We start from the raw sequence: 14,121 nt of genomic DNA on the forward strand, positions 1-14,121 counted from the left end.
ACTGGCGGTCGTTTTACTTTTCTTGGTTTGACGCAATTGCCCCAGGGAAAACGCTACGCGCTTTCCCTGGAAACCGTTCACACCTCTGCTGGAATTGCTTAAGCCGCCGCCCGTGCCTCGCGGAACGACACCAGCTTGCGGCGGTTCTCGTCCCACAACGCCAGTTTAACGCAGCGCAGGCTTTCCAGCAGCGTGACACGGCCGATGTCGCGCAGCTCGGGATAATCCCGCAGCACTTCCTGCAACCGGTAGCACGGCACCTTGGCGGAGAGGTGATGGACGTGATGGACACCGATGTTGCCGGTGAACCAGTTCAGCACCGGCGGGAGGTCGTAATAGGACGATCCGTGCAAGGCAGCGTGCTGGAATTCCCAGTCGACATCCTTCGCCCATTCCGTTTCCTCGAACTGGTGCTGGACATAGAACAGCCAGATGCCGGCCGAACCGGCGAGGATGACGATCGGCAGGTGGACCACCAGGAACGCGCCGGGACCGACGAACCAAATGAGGATGGCTGCTGCGACCGCGATGCCAAGATTGGTGGTCATCGACGACACCCAAGGGGTCAGGCCGCCGCGCATCATGCCGACGGGCAGCCTTTGCTCGAAGATGAACAGCCAGATCGGACCGAGCCCGAACATCACCAGCGGGTGGCGATAGAGACGATAGGCAAGGCGGCCTCGCCACGACATCTGCCGGTATTCTGCAACGGTCAGCGTCCGGATGTCGCCCATGCCGCGTTCGTCAAGATTGCCGGCGCTGGCGTGGTGCGTCGCGTGGGCGCGCCGCCAGCAATCGTAGGGCGTCAGCGTCAGGATGCCGAGCGCGCGGCCGATCCAGTCGTCCGCGTAGCGATTGGCGAAGAAGGAGCCGTGGCCGCAATCGTGCTGGATCATGAAGATGCGCACCAGAAACCCGGCCGCGGGAAGGATGAGGATCAGTCCCCACCAATGGCCATAGGCATAGGCCGCCGAGGACAGGCCCCAGAGTATGGCGAATGGAATGAGAGTGATGGCGAGTTCGACGGTGCTGCGCCGCCTGTCAGGCTTCTTGTAGCGGGCGAGAATCTTCAGCCAGGCGCGCTTGCTGTTGGCGACCGTCTCAGGGGAAATCATGTTCATCAGGAAGCATAGGCGGGGTGCCTCGCCGCCGCAAGGCGACATCACGCAAAATTACTGTGCGTAATTGTCGCGTGGCCCGGCGGTCGAGCCAGCCAACCGCCGGTTCGACCTGCTGATGATTCTGAGCGTCGGTTTTCCGCTGGGGTCGATCGCTATTCGCGATCGAGGATGGGACAGCCGCGCTCGGTGCCAAAAGTCACGCGCACGCGGTCGCCACCCTGTCTGCCGCGGACTGTGATCTCCCGGCGGCCGACGGACTCTATCCTTGCGCGGCGGATGCGCATTCGGTCTGCCTTGTCGAGGGCCCGGTCCTCCGTGCAGCCTCGTTGACGGCGGTCGCGCCGGTCGTCGCGACGGGGGCCTTCGCAATCGTCATAGGCGGGGTCGCAATCTTCCATGAGCTTCAGCCGCGGGCCATGTTTGCCCAATTGCAGCTGCAGATTGTCTGCTTGTGCCGGAAAAGCCGCCAAGGTGATGGCGCCGAGGCCGACAAGCGCCATCAGCGATGAGGTGATCGAAACCTTGCGCACTACGTCCTCCATTTTGAACCACAACACATCTATCCTTAGATGGTTCGGCTCTCCCCGGCTATTGCCGATAGGAGGTTTGCTGCCAAGATCGATTGTTGCGTTAACGCCGGCGCCAGCCGATGTCACCGCGCTCCGCCCCATCGAGGCGGTCGAGCAGTTCTCGGAGCCGGTCGGGAATGTCGGCCTCGGTGCGGAAGGCCGGCAAGGTGCGTAGAAAGCGGGTCACCGCCTCGGCACCCAACTGGCGCCTGACCTCGATGGCCAGCCCTTCTGCCTTTTCGCCCGTGTTGCGGGTCATCGTCTCAAAATCCTGTGTCGGCTTCGAAACTCCTCCAGCAAGGGAATGGTTCCCCCATCCTGCCTGTGGGGCAAGCAAAGCCGGCAGTTAAGGTAAAATTTGAATTAAAATCGAAATGCCTTGCCTGCCATTGTCCGGCCTTGGCCGGTGGCTTCCATAATCGCTTACCCCTTGATTTTTGGCTGCCAAACATCGATATCGGGCACAAAATCCACATCATTCGAGATTGACGGGAAACGGCGATGAGCGACCAGGCAAAAGACGAACGCGCGCCCGATGAAGTCGAGGCGACCGAGCCCGCAGCCGAGCGCACGGAAGGCAGCACCGACGGCGACTATGAAGCCCTTGTCCGGCTGCTGAAGGAAAATGAAGAACTGAAGGACCGCGCGCTGCGCGTGGCGGCCGAGATGGAAAACCTGCGTCGCCGCACGGCGCGCGATGTTCACGATGCGCGCACCTACGCGGTCGCGAATTTCGCCCGCGACATGCTTTCGGTGTCGGACAATCTGCGCCGCGCGCTGGATGCGATTCCCGCCGAGGCCAAGGCATCGGGTGACGCCGGCTTCAAGGCGCTGATCGAAGGCGTCGACCTCACCGAGCGCGCCATGCTGTCGGCGCTGGAACGGCATGGGGTCAAGAAGCTCGCGCCGGAAGGCGAGAAGTTCGATCCCAATTTCCACCAGGCGATGTTCGAAGTGCCCAATCCGGACGTCCCGGCCAACACCGTGGTCCAGGTCGTGCAGCCGGGCTATTCGATCGGCGACCGCGTGCTGCGCCCGGCTATGGTCGGTGTCGCCAAAGGCGGTCCGAAGTTTGCCGCCGCTGAAGCGCCGGTCGAGCCGGGGCCGGTGAACGAGCAGGCTGAGAAAGATGCATAGTTAAGGGAGTAGGGCAGTAGGGCAGTAGGGAAAAGGGCAATCGCACCTTCCGTGCGGCTTCGTGCTAAACATACTGCCCTACTGCCCTATTCCCTTACTCCGCTGGCCTGCAATGAACCCCATCGCGCTTCTCGACTATGCCGGTGTCGCCGTCTTCGCGGCGACCGGAGCGCTTGCGGCTTCGCGCAAGCAGCTCGACATTATCGGCTTCCTGTTCCTGGCCAGCGTCACCGGGATAGGTGGCGGCACGCTTCGCGACGTCATCCTCAACCTGCCGGTTTTCTGGGTCGCCAACTCCGGCTATGTGCTGGTCTGCGCCGCGGTTGCGGTGCTGGTCTTCTTCAGCGCGCATCGTGTCGAATCGCGCTGGAAATGGCTGCTCTGGCTCGACGCCATCGGGCTCGCCGCTTTTTCGGTGATGGGCGCGGCCAAGGGGCTTGCGATTACCGGTTCGCCGGTCGTCTCCGTCATCACCGGCGTGCTCACCGCCACTTTCGGCGGCATTCTGCGCGATCTCCTTGCCGGCGAGCCATCGGTGCTGCTCAGGCCCGAAATCTATGTCACGGCGGCCCTTGCAGGTGCCGGCCTTTACACGCTTGGCGATCTTGCCGGACTGCCGCCGCTCGCCTCGGACCTTGCCGGTTTTGCGGCGGCGTTCCTTGTGCGTGGCGGCGCGCTCAAATTCGGCTGGTCGTTTCCGTCCTACAAGAGCCGGCCCGGCAGGCGGCCGGAAGATATTTTGTGAAAAGGAAGCGAATAGCGAATAGGGGTTGAACGAGATAGCTCCCGCTACTTTCTATTCGCTAGCCTCACGCAGCGAAGCGCTGGGCTTCCCCGCCGTAATAGTTGACGTAGCGTGCGCCGATCTCCTTGACCGGCATCACGACGAACACATCGACCGTCGAGAATTCGCGATCGATGACGCAGCCGTCGCCGATGCGGGCGCCGACGCGCAGATAGCCCTTGACCAGAGGCGGCATCGCGGCGATCGCCGCCTTGGCATTGACCGCCTCGATAGGCATCAGGTCCATCGAGCAGTAGCGCCCGGAGACCGCGCACACGTCCCAGGCCGAATTCGTGCGGCAGTGGTGGGCGAGGTAGGTGAGCGCCTCGGCATGCGCCGCCGGCACGGTGCCGTGAAAGGAAGCGCAACCGGTCATCACACCGATTTCATAATGATTGATGTAAGCCCAGATGCCTTGCCACAACGCTTCGATGGTGCGCTTCGAGCGGTATTCCGGCAAAACGCAGGAGCGGCCGAGTTCAAGGAAACGCTGGCCGGGGTGACGGGCAATGAGCTTGGTCAGCTCGAATTCACCTTCGGAATAGAAACCGCCGGCCGTGGCCGCGATTTCTTGCCGCAGCAGCCGATATGTGCCGACGATGCGGCGATGTTCGGGACCGGAAAGCGTGGTGTCCAAAACCAGCAGATGGTCGCAGAGCGGATCGAACCGGTCGGCGTCACGGCGGTCATGGGCCTGGAACAGGTCCTTCCTGGCGCCAAGTTCGTCGTAGAACACCCGGTAGCGCACTTCCTGCGCGGCCGCGATCTCGGCCTCGTTGCGAGCGAGCCGCACTTCAAGATTGCCTATACGGCCCAGTGCGGCGCCCTTTATGACGGAATCGACGTTACGTCCGGCAAGCAAGGCGCTGCTGGCGTTCGGCCGAGTGTCACATTCCGGCATAACTGTATGCACGAGTGATTCTCCTTCGAGCCATCCCTCTTGGCACGGGGATACGGTGTAGGTGCAACAGGATTGTGACAGTACCGTGATACGACGTCGTGGGCAATACTTCGTCGGCTGGCGAATACGATCAACCGGCTACGTTTAAGTGATCGCCCGGTGCGGAATGGGCGGTGGAAAGCTCAGGCCGCGACGACCTGGCCCTCGACGGCATTGACCAGCGCCTCGGGGTCGAGCGGCTTGGTGACAAAGCCGCTGGCGCCATGGGCCAACACCGCATGGCGGGTCTTTTCCTGGCTGTCGGCCGACAGCACCATGATCGGCACCGGCCGCACGGCACTTTCTTCCTCATGGCGGCGGATGGCGGCAATCGCGTCCAGCCCGTCCATGACCGGCATGTGCAGATCCATCAAGACCACGTCGAAGCGGTCCTTGTGCGCGGCGCCGGTGACAGCCTCGACGGCCGCCTTGCCGTTGCCGACCACCCTGACGCGATGCCCGGCCTTCAGCAGCGTGGCGCGGGCCAGCATGGCATTGATGTCATTGTCCTCGGCGATCAGCACCGACAGGCCGCGCTGGCGGTTGCCGACGGCGCGCAGTGTCGGCGCGCCGCGCTTTTCCGGCTGCGGCGGGCCGAGGCTCGGAGCATGGCTGCTCAACAGTACACGCAAAAGTGTTCCGCCGCGCACCGGCCTGGCCAGGAAGGTTGCGTAGCCACTGGCGCGGAACTCGCCAAGCATGCCGCGATCTGTCGGCGCGATCAGCGTGATCGCCTCACAGTCGGAGAAACCGCTCTGGCGCAGGCGCTTGAGCAGCCTTCCGTCGCCTTCCTCCATCGCTGCATCGACCAGGATCGCGTCGCAGCCGGCGGCGAAAGGCGCGGCCTGTGCGGCGGTGGTGGCGATGTCGACCGCGCCGCCGTTGGCACGGATGGTGCGGGCGATGGCGTCGGCCTCGACGGCGTTCTTCGACAGGATCACCACGCGTCTGCCCGAGAGAGCATTCTGGCGGCCCTGCGGCGCTTCGGTGGCCGCTGTCGCAGGGACTTCGAAGACGAACTCGGATCCCTGGCCGAGCCGGCTGGATACCGAGATCGTGCCACCCATGGCGGCCACCAGGCGCCTGGAGATGGCAAGGCCGAGGCCGGCCCCGCCATGTGTGCGTGTCGACGTGCCGTCGGCCTGCTCGAACTCCTCGAAAATGCGCTCCAGGTCGGCATCATGCAGGCCCGGACCGGTATCGGCGATGGTAAAGCATATGCGGTCGCTGGTTTCGGTGCGTGCGCGTGCAATGCTCACCAGCACGCCGCCGCTGTCGGTGAACTTGATGGCGTTGCCGATGAGGTTGAGAAGCACCTGCCTGACCTTGCCTGGATCGGCGGTGATCAATTGCGGCACGTCGGGTTCGACATGACAACCCAGCCCGATATCCTTGGCGAAGGCGCGCGCCGCCAGCAATTCGATGATGTTGTCGGCGATCTCGCGCACCGACATCGGCTGCGGCTCCGGGTCGAAACGCCCGGCTTCGATCTTGGAATAGTCGAGAAGATCCTCGATCAGGGCAAGCAATGCGCTGGCTGAGGTCGAGACGGCGCCGACATAGGTCTGCTGCTCCGGCGACAGGCTGGTGTCGGCGAGCAACCTGGCCATGCCCATGATGCCGTTCATCGGGGTGCGGATTTCATGGCTGACGGTGGCGAGGAAACGCGATTTGGCCTGGCTGGCATATTCGGCCCGTTCGCGTGCGGTGATCAGCGAGGACTCGGCGCGTTTGCGGGCGGTGATGTCGCGGGCGATGGCGCGGTGCGAAACCGCGCCGCTGTCCTTGTCGCGCACCGACAGTTCGATCCAGGAGAACCAGCGCTGCCCGCTCGGCGTGCTGATAGAGACATCGGTGGAACTCAGGCACTCATGGTCGGAAAAGGCGGCATCGGGAACCATGCCGACCTCGATGCCGAGTTCCGCCAGGGTCTTGCCGGCAAGATCGCGCTGGTCGATCTCGACGAGATCGGCGAAGACCTTGTTGGCATAGACGATGTAGCCATCGCGGTCGCGATGGATGACGAGATCGCCAAGCGCGTCGATCAGGCCGCGAAAGCGCTCATCGCTCTCCTGCATCTCCCACATGCGGTCGGCCAGCGTCTCGATCTCGGCGCGGCTGCGGGCCGTGGTTTCGTCAAGAAGGGCGGCGGTGCGATGTTCGCTCCGCCTGGCGCGCAGATGCATGGCAAGGCCGGCAAGGCCGGTTGCGAGCAATGCAACGCTGATGAACATCGGTGCCCCGGTCAGGTGCGCCAGCCCGGCCATCACCACGATGGCGACGAATGTCAGAAAGGACAGGCCTTCGCGCCTGGAGAATTCCGGCTCGGGCACCAGCGGCGGCGCGGCGACGAAGCGCCGCGTCGACGCCGGCGGGAGCACCGCATCGACATCGTCGCCAGTGTCCGCCTGTTGGCTGCCGGATTGCGCGATCATGCGAAATTCTTGCCAGACAGAGCTTATGGAAAATTGCGGCGGATCGTTCCAATTTTAGCGGATGAGCGCTTTTTGCCGAGGCGCGGCGGGTTTGCCACCAGATCTGGCGATTGCATCCGCCCTTCCGGCAGTTGGGCGGAGTCACATATCCACGACGACGCGGCCGCGGATCTTGCCCTCGACGATATCGCGCGCGGCATCGACGATGCCGTCGAACCCGATGGTGCTGGACAGGCTGGCGAGCTTCTGCAGATCGAGGTCGGTGCCGATGCGGCGCCATGCCTCGAGGCGGACTGCTTTCGGCGCCATCACTGAATCGATGCCGAGCAATGAGACACCGCGCAGGATGAAGGGCGCGACGCTGGCCGGCAGGTCCATGCCGCCGGCCAGGCCGCAGGCGGCGACCGCGCCGCCATAGGAGGTCATCGAGAGCACATTGGCCAGCGTGTGGCTGCCGACAGCGTCGATGCCGCCCGCCCAGCGCTCCTTGGCCAGCGGCTTGGCCGGCTGGGCAAGCTCCTCGCGCGAGATCACCTCGGCGGCGCCAAGGTCCATCAGAAAGGGGCTTTCGGCATTGCGGCCGGTGGAAGCAATGACATGGTAGCCGAGGCTGGACAGGATGGAGACCGCGACCGAGCCGACGCCGCCGGCTGCCCCCGTCACCACCACCGGGCCGCGATCGGGCAGGATGCCGTGCCGCTCCAGGGCCATGACACAGAGCATGGCGGTATATCCTGCGGTGCCGACGGCCATCGCGTCATGCGGGCTGATGCCTTGCGGCAGCGGCACCAGCCAGTCGCCCTTGACGCGGGCACGGCCTGCATAGGCACCGAAATGGGTTTCGCCGACGCCCCAGCCATTCAGCACGACCTTGTCTCCGGCGCGCCAGTCGGGATGCGAGGACGAAATGACGGTGCCGGCGAAATCGATGCCCGGCACCAGCGGCCAGCGGCGGATCACCGGCGCCTTGCCTGTGATCGCCAAGCCATCCTTGTAGTTCACCGTCGTTGCCTCGACCGCGACGGTGACATCGCCTTCCATCAGGTCGGCCTCGGTGAGATCGGTCACGGCGACCGACTGCTTTTTCTCGGCGTCACGCGAAACGAGGATGGCTTTGAAGGTTTCGGACATGTCTTTCTCCGCGATCTTGACGACATGAACTGTGCGGCGATGGCCGCACGGGGTCAATCCTTGGAAGGACTGGCTTTGGGTTCGCGCCGCCAGCCGACCAGCTCGTCGAAGACGACCAACGCCGCGCCAACCGAAATGAAGGCGTCGGCAAGGTTGAAGACGGCGAAGGACCAGACCGGCGTGTGGAACAGGATGTAGTCGATGACGTGGCCGTAGACGGCGCGGTCGATCAGATTGCCGAGCGCGCCGCCGACGATCAGCGCAAAGCCGGTGCGGGCAAGGATCTGGGACGGCGCGATCCGTGTCGCCAGGAACAGCACGAAAGCAACGACGGCGAGCGAAATGACGATCAGCCCGGTGTCGCCGAAGGACGAGAACATCGAGAAGGCGATGCCGGTATTGTAGGTGCGAAACAGCGCCAGGAAGGGCAGCAGATCAACCTTCTCCTGAAAAGGCAGATCGGCCTCGACCAGGTATTTTATCCACTGGTCGAGCGCGATGGCCGCGACGACGAGCAATGCGTAGGGAGACCATGATCTCACGGGCAGGCAACCTTCATTGCTGGTCCAGGATTGGCTCGAGCTTCAGCGCGCCGCGCCGGATCTCGAACAGCATGATGCCGGTGGCAACGGCCAGATTGAGCGAATCGGCACGGCCCGCTTGCGGAATCCTGAGCAGCCTGTCGCAACTCGCAGCCAGGCTTTCGGGCAGTCCCTGCTGCTCGTTGCCCATCATCAGCAGCACGGGCCCGCGGGAAAAATCGACCGAGCGGTAGTCGACGGCGCCTTTCAGGTGGGTTCCGGCGACGAGGCCTGAAAACCCGCCTCGCCAGGCGAGGAAAGCCTCGGTTGTCGCCTTCGCCACCGGCACGGCAAAGATCGAACCCATGGTGGCACGCACCGTCTCCACGGAGAATGGATCAGTGGTATCGCCGACCAGGATGACGCCTTTGGCGCCGACGGCATCGACGGTGCGGATGACGGTGCCGAGATTGCCGGGGTCGCGCACCCGGTCGAGCGCCACCCAGACGTCGCCATTGTCAGCGCGGACATCCTTCAAGGCGAGGAATTTTTGCGAAAAGACGCCGACCACCATTTGCGGGTTGTCGCGACGGGTGATGGCGACCAGCACCTTCTCCGACACTTCGAGCACCATGCCGCCTGCCGCAACCGTGCGTGCGGCCACCTTCTCCACCGCAGCGTTGCCGCGCCCGGCCTTGGCGAAAACCAATGTCCTGATCTGCCAGCCGAGATCGAGCGCATCGATGACCAGCTTCAATCCCTCGGCCATGAAGGCGTTCTGCTGGTCGCGGAATTTCTTCTGAGCGAGCGCCTTGATGTCCTTGACCAGCGGATTGGCGAGGCTGGTGACCTCCTTCACCTGGCCGGGTGCGCCTGCATGCCGCTCGTTCATTCAGCCACCCAACGCGAAAACAATGAGGTCGATAGCGCCCGGCCGGCGGACTTTTCGCGGATGATCAACTCACCCGATTCAACCTTGCCGCCCATACCGGCAAAGGTATCGCGCATCAGGGCGTGGATGGCGAAGAAGGAGGCGCGGATCGAATAGGCGGTCAGCACCACGGCGAGCGGCTTCGGCGTCAGGATCGCCCGGCAGAGGTCGGTCAAATCGGGCAGGTCCTCGAACAATTGCCAGACCTCGCCCTTGGGGCCACGGCCATAGGCCGGCGGGTCGAACAGAATGATATCGTAGCGGCTGCCGCGGCGCTCCTCGCGCTCGGCGAATTTGACCGCGTCGTCGACGATCCAGCGGATCGGCTTGCTGCCGAGGCCGGCCATCTCCTGGTTTTCGCGGGCCCAGCCGATCGCCTTCTTCGAGGCATCGACATGGGTGACCTCGGCACCGGCGCGAGCCGCCACCAAGGAAGCGAGACCGGTATAGCCGAACAGGTTCAGAACCTTGACCGGCCGCTTCGCCGCCGCGATCAGCCCGGCCATGTGGTCCCAGTGGGAAGCCTGCTCGGGAAAGACGCCGACATGACGAAACGAGGTGAAACGGCCGAGATAGTCGATGCCGTCATGCTTCATCGGCCAGGTCTCGCCGAGCGGCAGCTTCGGGAAACGCCAGCGGCCGATCCCCTCCTCGTCGGTGTCTCCGGTGAAGACGGCGTCGGCGCGCTCCCATTCCTTTGCCGGCAAGGCCTTTTGCCAGATCGCCTGGCCCTCTGGCCGCACGATCCGGTAGGGGCCATATTGTTCGAGCTTCTGGCCGGTGCCGCTGTCGAGCAGCGCATAATCGGCATTGGGCGCCACTTCCAGGATCACGGGAAGATGTTCAGTGGGCAGAGCGCCTTCGCGGCGGGCCAGGATGCGCGGCGCCGAGTTCGGTTCGGAACGATTTTCCGTCTTCGCCTCATGGCGCTCGCGCGGTGGCGCTTCCGGTCTGGCAGGAGCCTGGCCGGGACGCGGGCGTGACACGTCCGCCGCACTCTTGGCGGATGGATGTGGACGGTTGTCGCGGCGTTTGTCGCGAAAAGACTTCAAGCGGGGGCAACTCCGAACGGCGTGGCCGCTTTTGACATAGGGCAACCGGCTTCGCAACCAAGTCCGACAGGTCGGCCTCTCCGGTTTATGTCTGCCGGCGATGGACCAATGTCAAAGAAACAGGCAAATCTGCTCGATGTCCCGCTCCGAACGCCTACTCGACCTCATACAGTGCTTGCGCCGGCATCGCCGGCCGGTGAGCGGGCACATGCTTGCCGACGAGACGGGCGTTTCGATCCGCACGCTCTACCGCGACATCGCCACGCTGCAGGGCCAGGGCGCGCCGATCGAGGGTGAGGCGGGGTTGGGTTATGTGCTCAAGCCCGGCTTCATGCTGCCGCCGCTGATGTTCAGCGACGAGGAGATCGAAGCCATTGTGCTCGGCTCGCGCTGGGTCGCCAGGCAGCCGGACCAGCGTCTCTCGGCCGCCGCCGCCAACGCGTTGGCCAAGATCGCAGCCGTGCTGCCCGACGATCTGCGCGAGGATCTTGACGCGAGCACACTGCTGGTCGGGCCTCCTGCCGTGGCCACCGAGGGCATCGACCTTGGTCTGGTGCGGCAGGCCATCCGCAACGAGCGCAAGCTCGGCTTTCTCTACCGCGATGCCGGCGGGGCCGTGTCCCAGCGCGTCGTCTGGCCATTTGCGCTGGGCTTCTTCGACAAGGTGCGGGTGGTGGTGGCGTGGTGCGAGATGCGGCAGGATTTCCGGCATTTTCGCGCCGATCGCATCGCCGAACTCCAAGCAATGGACACGCGCTATCCGCGTCGTCGCCAGGCGCTGCTCAAGGAATGGCGAACGACGCTCGACAAGCCGCGTGGTTCGCGATGACTGCTGCCATATTCTGACAGTAGCCTATCTTATGTTCGCCAAGTCGAAACACCGAACCTTGGAGAGCAGATATGGTCACCCCGAATTTCGTCATCCTCTATGTCGACCAGCCGCAGCAGAGCGGTGCCTTCTACAGCGCGCTGCTCGGTCGTGAGCCGGTCGAAAGTTCGCCGACCTTCGTGCTGTTCGTGCTCGATGCCGGCTTCAAGCTCGGCCTGTGGTCGCGCCATACGGTGGAGCCGGCAGCCGCCACGTCAGGCGGTGGCGCCGAAATCGTGTTTGCGCTGGATACGCCCGATGCGGTCGATGCCGCCCATGCCGACTGGTCCGGGCGCGGGCTGAAGATCCTGCAGACGCCGACCGACATGGATTTCGGCCGCACTTTTGTCGCGCTCGATCCCGACAATCATCGCCTGCGCGTCTACTGGCTGTCCGACGGGGAACAGGCCAATGGGGAACAGAAATGAGCGCGTATTGGATAGCGGTGGCGTCGGCCGAGCATGTCCGGCGTGGTCGCACAGCCGGCTTCATGCAGGTCAACCACGGCAAGGCGGCACCGCTGCGTCGCGTCAAGCCGGGTGATGGCGTCGTCTACTATTCGCCGACCACTGTTTTGGGCGACAAAGACGGCCTGCAGGCTTTCACGGCGATAGGCATCGTGCGGGAAGGCGAGCCTTATCAGGGCGATATGGGCGCCGGCTTCACGCCGTTCCGCCGCGATGTGGCATGGGCCAAGGCCGAGGAAGCGCCGATCAAGCCGCTGCTCGACAGGCTGGACTTCACCGTGGCCAAGTCGAACTGGGGTTATCAGCTTCGCTTTGGCCTTTTTGAAATCGGGGATCACGATTTTCGTGTGATCGCCGAGGCGATGGGCGCCGAAATGGGTGCAACGGTAAACTAGGCCGTGAGCGCCTTGTAGACGGCAACGCCGGCGGCAAGATCCTCGAGCGCCGCTCCGACCGACTTGAACAGCGTGATCTCACCGGCGCTCTCGCGGCCCTTCTTCCGGCCGCGCGCCAATTCGTGCAGATCGGCGACGATGGCTTCCGGTTTCAGCACGCCGGAGGTCAGCGGTTGGACGATGTCGCCGGCTTCCTTGGTGGCGCCGGCGCGGGTGTCGACATAGACGCGGGCAAGCCTGATCGCATCGTCATCGCTCTCGCGCATCGTCGGCGTAAAGCCGCCGACCAGGTCGACATGGGTTCCCGGCCGCAACAATGCGCCCTTGATCAACGGCGTGGTCGTGATCGTCGCCGAGGAGACGATGTCGGCCTGCCCAAGCTCCGTATCGAGATCGCTTGCCGCGCTGGCCGCGAAGCCCTGGGCGCACAGATCGGCCGCGACTTTCTCGGCATTGGCCGGGGTGCGGTTCCAGATGCGGATGGTCTTGATGGGCCGCACGGCCGAGTGCGCCTTGGCGAGGAAGGGCGACAGCGCGCCGGCGCCGACCACAAGCAGCCGCGAGGCATCGTCGCGGGCGAGATAGGAGGCCGCGAGCGCCGAAGCACAGGCGGTGCGCCATTGTGTCAGCCGCTGGCCGTCGATCAGGGCCTCGGGTTCGCCGGTGGCGCCGTTGAGCAGAAGATAGAGCCCCATCACCGCGGGCTTGCCGATGGCATTGTTGTCGGGCGACACGGTGACGATCTTGACGCCGACGTGACCGCCGGCCGACGTGCCGGCCGCGTTGAGATCGGTCCAGGCCGGCATCAAAAGCAGTGTGGAGGCGGCACCATCGGGCCGCTCGATCGTATGATGATGCCTGACCGGCTGCACCGCACCGTCGCGAAACGCCATGCGCAGCGTCTCGACCAGTCCGGGAAAGGTCAGCGCATGGTCGACCTCTGCGGCCGAAATGGTCAGCATGAAAAACTCCGTGAGGACAAAACCGCCGATTGGCGGCTCAAGCGGTCGGCTTCGGCAATGCTGCCCCTTGGGCGGACCCCGGTGCCTGGCTTTGTGATACCGCCGGCGCACGGCTGACCGCCTGGCGCAGGTTCTCGGCTTCGACGCCGCGCTGGCGCGCCAGCTTGCGATAGCGACCCTGTTTGACCCACGTAGCCAGACTGCCGACGATCATGCCGATGGCGAGCGCCAGGAACAGGAAGATGAACAGCGGCAAAGTCAGGGTCAGCTTCGGATTGCCGGGATTGAAGGGGTCCAGCGTGAAGGCGACCAGTTCGCGGTTGGCGACAGCGAGTGCGATCAGGATGATCGCCAGGGGCACGAAGATCGCGATAAGGATGAAGCGATTGAACATGATGTTTTCCGTCGGAAGCTGGCCTGTCCGAAAGGCCGTCAGGCGCTGGCGTCGCGCCTACTTGCCGCCGTTCAGCCTTTCACGCAGTTCCTTGCCGGTCTTGAAGAACGGCACCCATTTCTCCTCGACCTCGACGGATTCGCCGGTGCGCGGATTGCGTCCGGTGCGGGCGGGACGATTTTTCACCGAAAAAGCGCCGAAGCCACGCAACTCGACCCGGTTGCCTTCGGCAAGGGCGTCGGTGATTTCATCAAAGATCGCGCCGACGATGTTTTCGACGTCGCGCAGGAAAAGATGCGGATTGCGCGTGGCAATAATCTGCACAAGTTCGGACTTGATCATGAGACGGGTCCCCGTGAAAGCAGTGCGGTCAAAATTATGAGGATGATTTTATTTGCTTTTTTCACTTGCCCC

General features: G+C 64.0%; 17 protein-coding genes. 5 read left to right on the top strand and 12 right to left on the bottom strand.

The features are described 5' to 3' along the window. Positions 1–98: 98 nt before the first annotated feature. The 3 genes from M729_RS0108405 to M729_RS0108415 all read right to left on the bottom strand — a co-directional run bounded on the left by M729_RS0108405 (position 99) and on the right by M729_RS0108415 (position 1,949). Positions 99–1,121: a fatty acid desaturase gene (locus tag M729_RS0108405; RefSeq protein ID WP_013529567.1), complete on the bottom strand. Its 1,023-nt coding sequence runs from the start codon at positions 1,119–1,121 to the stop codon at positions 99–101. Between the two features lie 152 nt (positions 1,122–1,273). Beyond that, positions 1,274–1,777, bottom strand: coding sequence for a hypothetical protein (locus M729_RS0108410; RefSeq protein ID WP_348626662.1), 504 nt, complete (start codon positions 1,775–1,777; stop codon positions 1,274–1,276). After that, on the bottom strand, positions 1,752–1,949 hold the full coding sequence (locus tag M729_RS0108415) for a hypothetical protein (protein ID WP_024502834.1): 198 nt from the start codon (positions 1,947–1,949) through the stop codon (positions 1,752–1,754). The genes M729_RS0108410 and M729_RS0108415 overlap by 26 nt, the downstream gene beginning before the upstream one ends. Before the next feature lie 242 nt (positions 1,950–2,191). Between M729_RS0108415 and grpE the strand changes: the two genes are divergently transcribed. Next, positions 2,192–2,827: a nucleotide exchange factor GrpE gene (gene grpE, locus M729_RS0108420; protein WP_027161324.1), complete on the top strand. Its 636-nt coding sequence runs from the start codon at positions 2,192–2,194 to the stop codon at positions 2,825–2,827. A 112-nt stretch (positions 2,828–2,939) separates the two neighbouring features. Next, entirely contained in the window at positions 2,940–3,572 is a 633-nt protein-coding gene (locus tag M729_RS0108425; protein WP_013529571.1) for a trimeric intracellular cation channel family protein, read from the top strand. A gap of 64 nt (positions 3,573–3,636) precedes the next feature. On the opposite strand, the gene M729_RS0108430 is transcribed toward M729_RS0108425, so the two are convergent. From M729_RS0108430 to M729_RS0108455, 6 genes are all read right to left on the bottom strand, one after another. Then, entirely contained in the window at positions 3,637–4,512 is an 876-nt protein-coding gene (locus tag M729_RS0108430; protein WP_032808105.1) for a GNAT family N-acetyltransferase, read from the bottom strand. A 182-nt stretch (positions 4,513–4,694) separates the two neighbouring features. Then, the gene (locus tag M729_RS0108435) at positions 4,695–6,986 is read right to left on the bottom strand and encodes a PAS domain-containing hybrid sensor histidine kinase/response regulator (protein ID WP_027161326.1); all 2,292 of its coding nucleotides are present in this window, start codon (positions 6,984–6,986) and stop codon (positions 4,695–4,697) included. A 141-nt stretch (positions 6,987–7,127) separates the two neighbouring features. Next, positions 7,128–8,117 (bottom strand): MDR family oxidoreductase, encoded by a 990-nt coding sequence (locus M729_RS0108440; protein WP_024502831.1) that lies wholly within the window; start codon positions 8,115–8,117, stop codon positions 7,128–7,130. Positions 8,118–8,170: 53 nt separating this feature from the next. Continuing rightward, the gene (lspA, locus tag M729_RS0108445) at positions 8,171–8,659 is read right to left on the bottom strand and encodes a signal peptidase II (RefSeq protein ID WP_013529575.1); all 489 of its coding nucleotides are present in this window, start codon (positions 8,657–8,659) and stop codon (positions 8,171–8,173) included. A gap of 13 nt (positions 8,660–8,672) precedes the next feature. Continuing rightward, positions 8,673–9,530, bottom strand: coding sequence for an RNA methyltransferase (locus M729_RS0108450; RefSeq protein ID WP_013529576.1), 858 nt, complete (start codon positions 9,528–9,530; stop codon positions 8,673–8,675). Then, positions 9,527–10,621, bottom strand: coding sequence for a class I SAM-dependent rRNA methyltransferase (locus M729_RS0108455; protein ID WP_013529577.1), 1,095 nt, complete (start codon positions 10,619–10,621; stop codon positions 9,527–9,529). The genes M729_RS0108450 and M729_RS0108455 overlap by 4 nt, the downstream gene beginning before the upstream one ends. A 136-nt stretch (positions 10,622–10,757) precedes the next feature. Between M729_RS0108455 and M729_RS0108460 the strand changes: the two genes are divergently transcribed. From M729_RS0108460 to M729_RS0108470, 3 genes are all read left to right on the top strand, one after another. Further along, positions 10,758–11,450: a YafY family protein gene (locus M729_RS0108460; RefSeq protein ID WP_024502830.1), complete on the top strand. Its 693-nt coding sequence runs from the start codon at positions 10,758–10,760 to the stop codon at positions 11,448–11,450. 71 nt (positions 11,451–11,521) lie between these two features. Further along, positions 11,522–11,917: a VOC family protein gene (locus tag M729_RS0108465; protein WP_024502829.1), complete on the top strand. Its 396-nt coding sequence runs from the start codon at positions 11,522–11,524 to the stop codon at positions 11,915–11,917. Then, on the top strand, positions 11,914–12,351 hold the full coding sequence (locus M729_RS0108470; protein WP_024502828.1) for an EVE domain-containing protein: 438 nt from the start codon (positions 11,914–11,916) through the stop codon (positions 12,349–12,351). Before M729_RS0108465 ends, M729_RS0108470 begins: the two co-directional genes overlap by 4 nt. On the opposite strand, the gene M729_RS0108475 is transcribed toward M729_RS0108470, so the two are convergent. From M729_RS0108475 to M729_RS0108485, 3 genes are read right to left on the bottom strand one after another with little or no spacing between them, the layout of a single operon-like run. Next, on the bottom strand, positions 12,348–13,313 hold the full coding sequence (locus M729_RS0108475) for an ornithine cyclodeaminase family protein (protein WP_027161327.1): 966 nt from the start codon (positions 13,311–13,313) through the stop codon (positions 12,348–12,350). The two genes, M729_RS0108470 and M729_RS0108475, sit on opposite strands and share 4 nt — an antisense overlap. A gap of 37 nt (positions 13,314–13,350) precedes the next feature. Continuing rightward, positions 13,351–13,707: a DUF1049 domain-containing protein gene (locus M729_RS0108480; RefSeq protein ID WP_024502826.1), complete on the bottom strand. Its 357-nt coding sequence runs from the start codon at positions 13,705–13,707 to the stop codon at positions 13,351–13,353. 57 nt (positions 13,708–13,764) lie between these two features. After that, positions 13,765–14,049 (bottom strand): integration host factor subunit beta, encoded by a 285-nt coding sequence (locus tag M729_RS0108485; protein ID WP_006200394.1) that lies wholly within the window; start codon positions 14,047–14,049, stop codon positions 13,765–13,767. Between the last annotated feature and the right edge of the window lie 72 nt (positions 14,050–14,121).

This window comes from Mesorhizobium sp. WSM1293, assembly GCF_000513875.1.
Taxonomy (GTDB): domain Bacteria; phylum Pseudomonadota; class Alphaproteobacteria; order Rhizobiales; family Rhizobiaceae; genus Mesorhizobium; species Mesorhizobium ciceri.

Bases quoted from the DNA above. Each gene is read 5' to 3' on its own strand.
- M729_RS0108435 (WP_027161326.1), bottom strand. From the start codon at position 6,986: ATGATCGCGCAATCCGGCAGCCAACAGGCGGACACTGGCGACGATGTC.
- M729_RS0108480 (WP_024502826.1), bottom strand. From the start codon at position 13,707: ATGTTCAATCGCTTCATCCTTATCGCGATCTTCGTGCCCCTGGCGATC.
- M729_RS0108405 (WP_013529567.1), bottom strand. From the start codon at position 1,121: ATGAACATGATTTCCCCTGAGACGGTCGCCAACAGCAAGCGCGCCTGG.
- M729_RS0108470 (WP_024502828.1), top strand. From the start codon at position 11,914: ATGAGCGCGTATTGGATAGCGGTGGCGTCGGCCGAGCATGTCCGGCGT.
- M729_RS0108450 (WP_013529576.1), bottom strand. From the start codon at position 9,530: ATGAACGAGCGGCATGCAGGCGCACCCGGCCAGGTGAAGGAGGTCACC.
- grpE (WP_027161324.1), top strand. From the start codon at position 2,192: ATGAGCGACCAGGCAAAAGACGAACGCGCGCCCGATGAAGTCGAGGCG.
- M729_RS0108415 (WP_024502834.1), bottom strand. From the start codon at position 1,949: ATGACCCGCAACACGGGCGAAAAGGCAGAAGGGCTGGCCATCGAGGTC.
- M729_RS0108440 (WP_024502831.1), bottom strand. From the start codon at position 8,117: ATGTCCGAAACCTTCAAAGCCATCCTCGTTTCGCGTGACGCCGAGAAA.
- M729_RS0108485 (WP_006200394.1), bottom strand. From the start codon at position 14,049: ATGATCAAGTCCGAACTTGTGCAGATTATTGCCACGCGCAATCCGCAT.
- M729_RS0108460 (WP_024502830.1), top strand. From the start codon at position 10,758: ATGTCCCGCTCCGAACGCCTACTCGACCTCATACAGTGCTTGCGCCGG.
- M729_RS0108425 (WP_013529571.1), top strand. From the start codon at position 2,940: ATGAACCCCATCGCGCTTCTCGACTATGCCGGTGTCGCCGTCTTCGCG.
- M729_RS0108475 (WP_027161327.1), bottom strand. From the start codon at position 13,313: ATGCTGACCATTTCGGCCGCAGAGGTCGACCATGCGCTGACCTTTCCC.
- M729_RS0108430 (WP_032808105.1), bottom strand. From the start codon at position 4,512: ATGCCGGAATGTGACACTCGGCCGAACGCCAGCAGCGCCTTGCTTGCC.
- M729_RS0108465 (WP_024502829.1), top strand. From the start codon at position 11,522: ATGGTCACCCCGAATTTCGTCATCCTCTATGTCGACCAGCCGCAGCAG.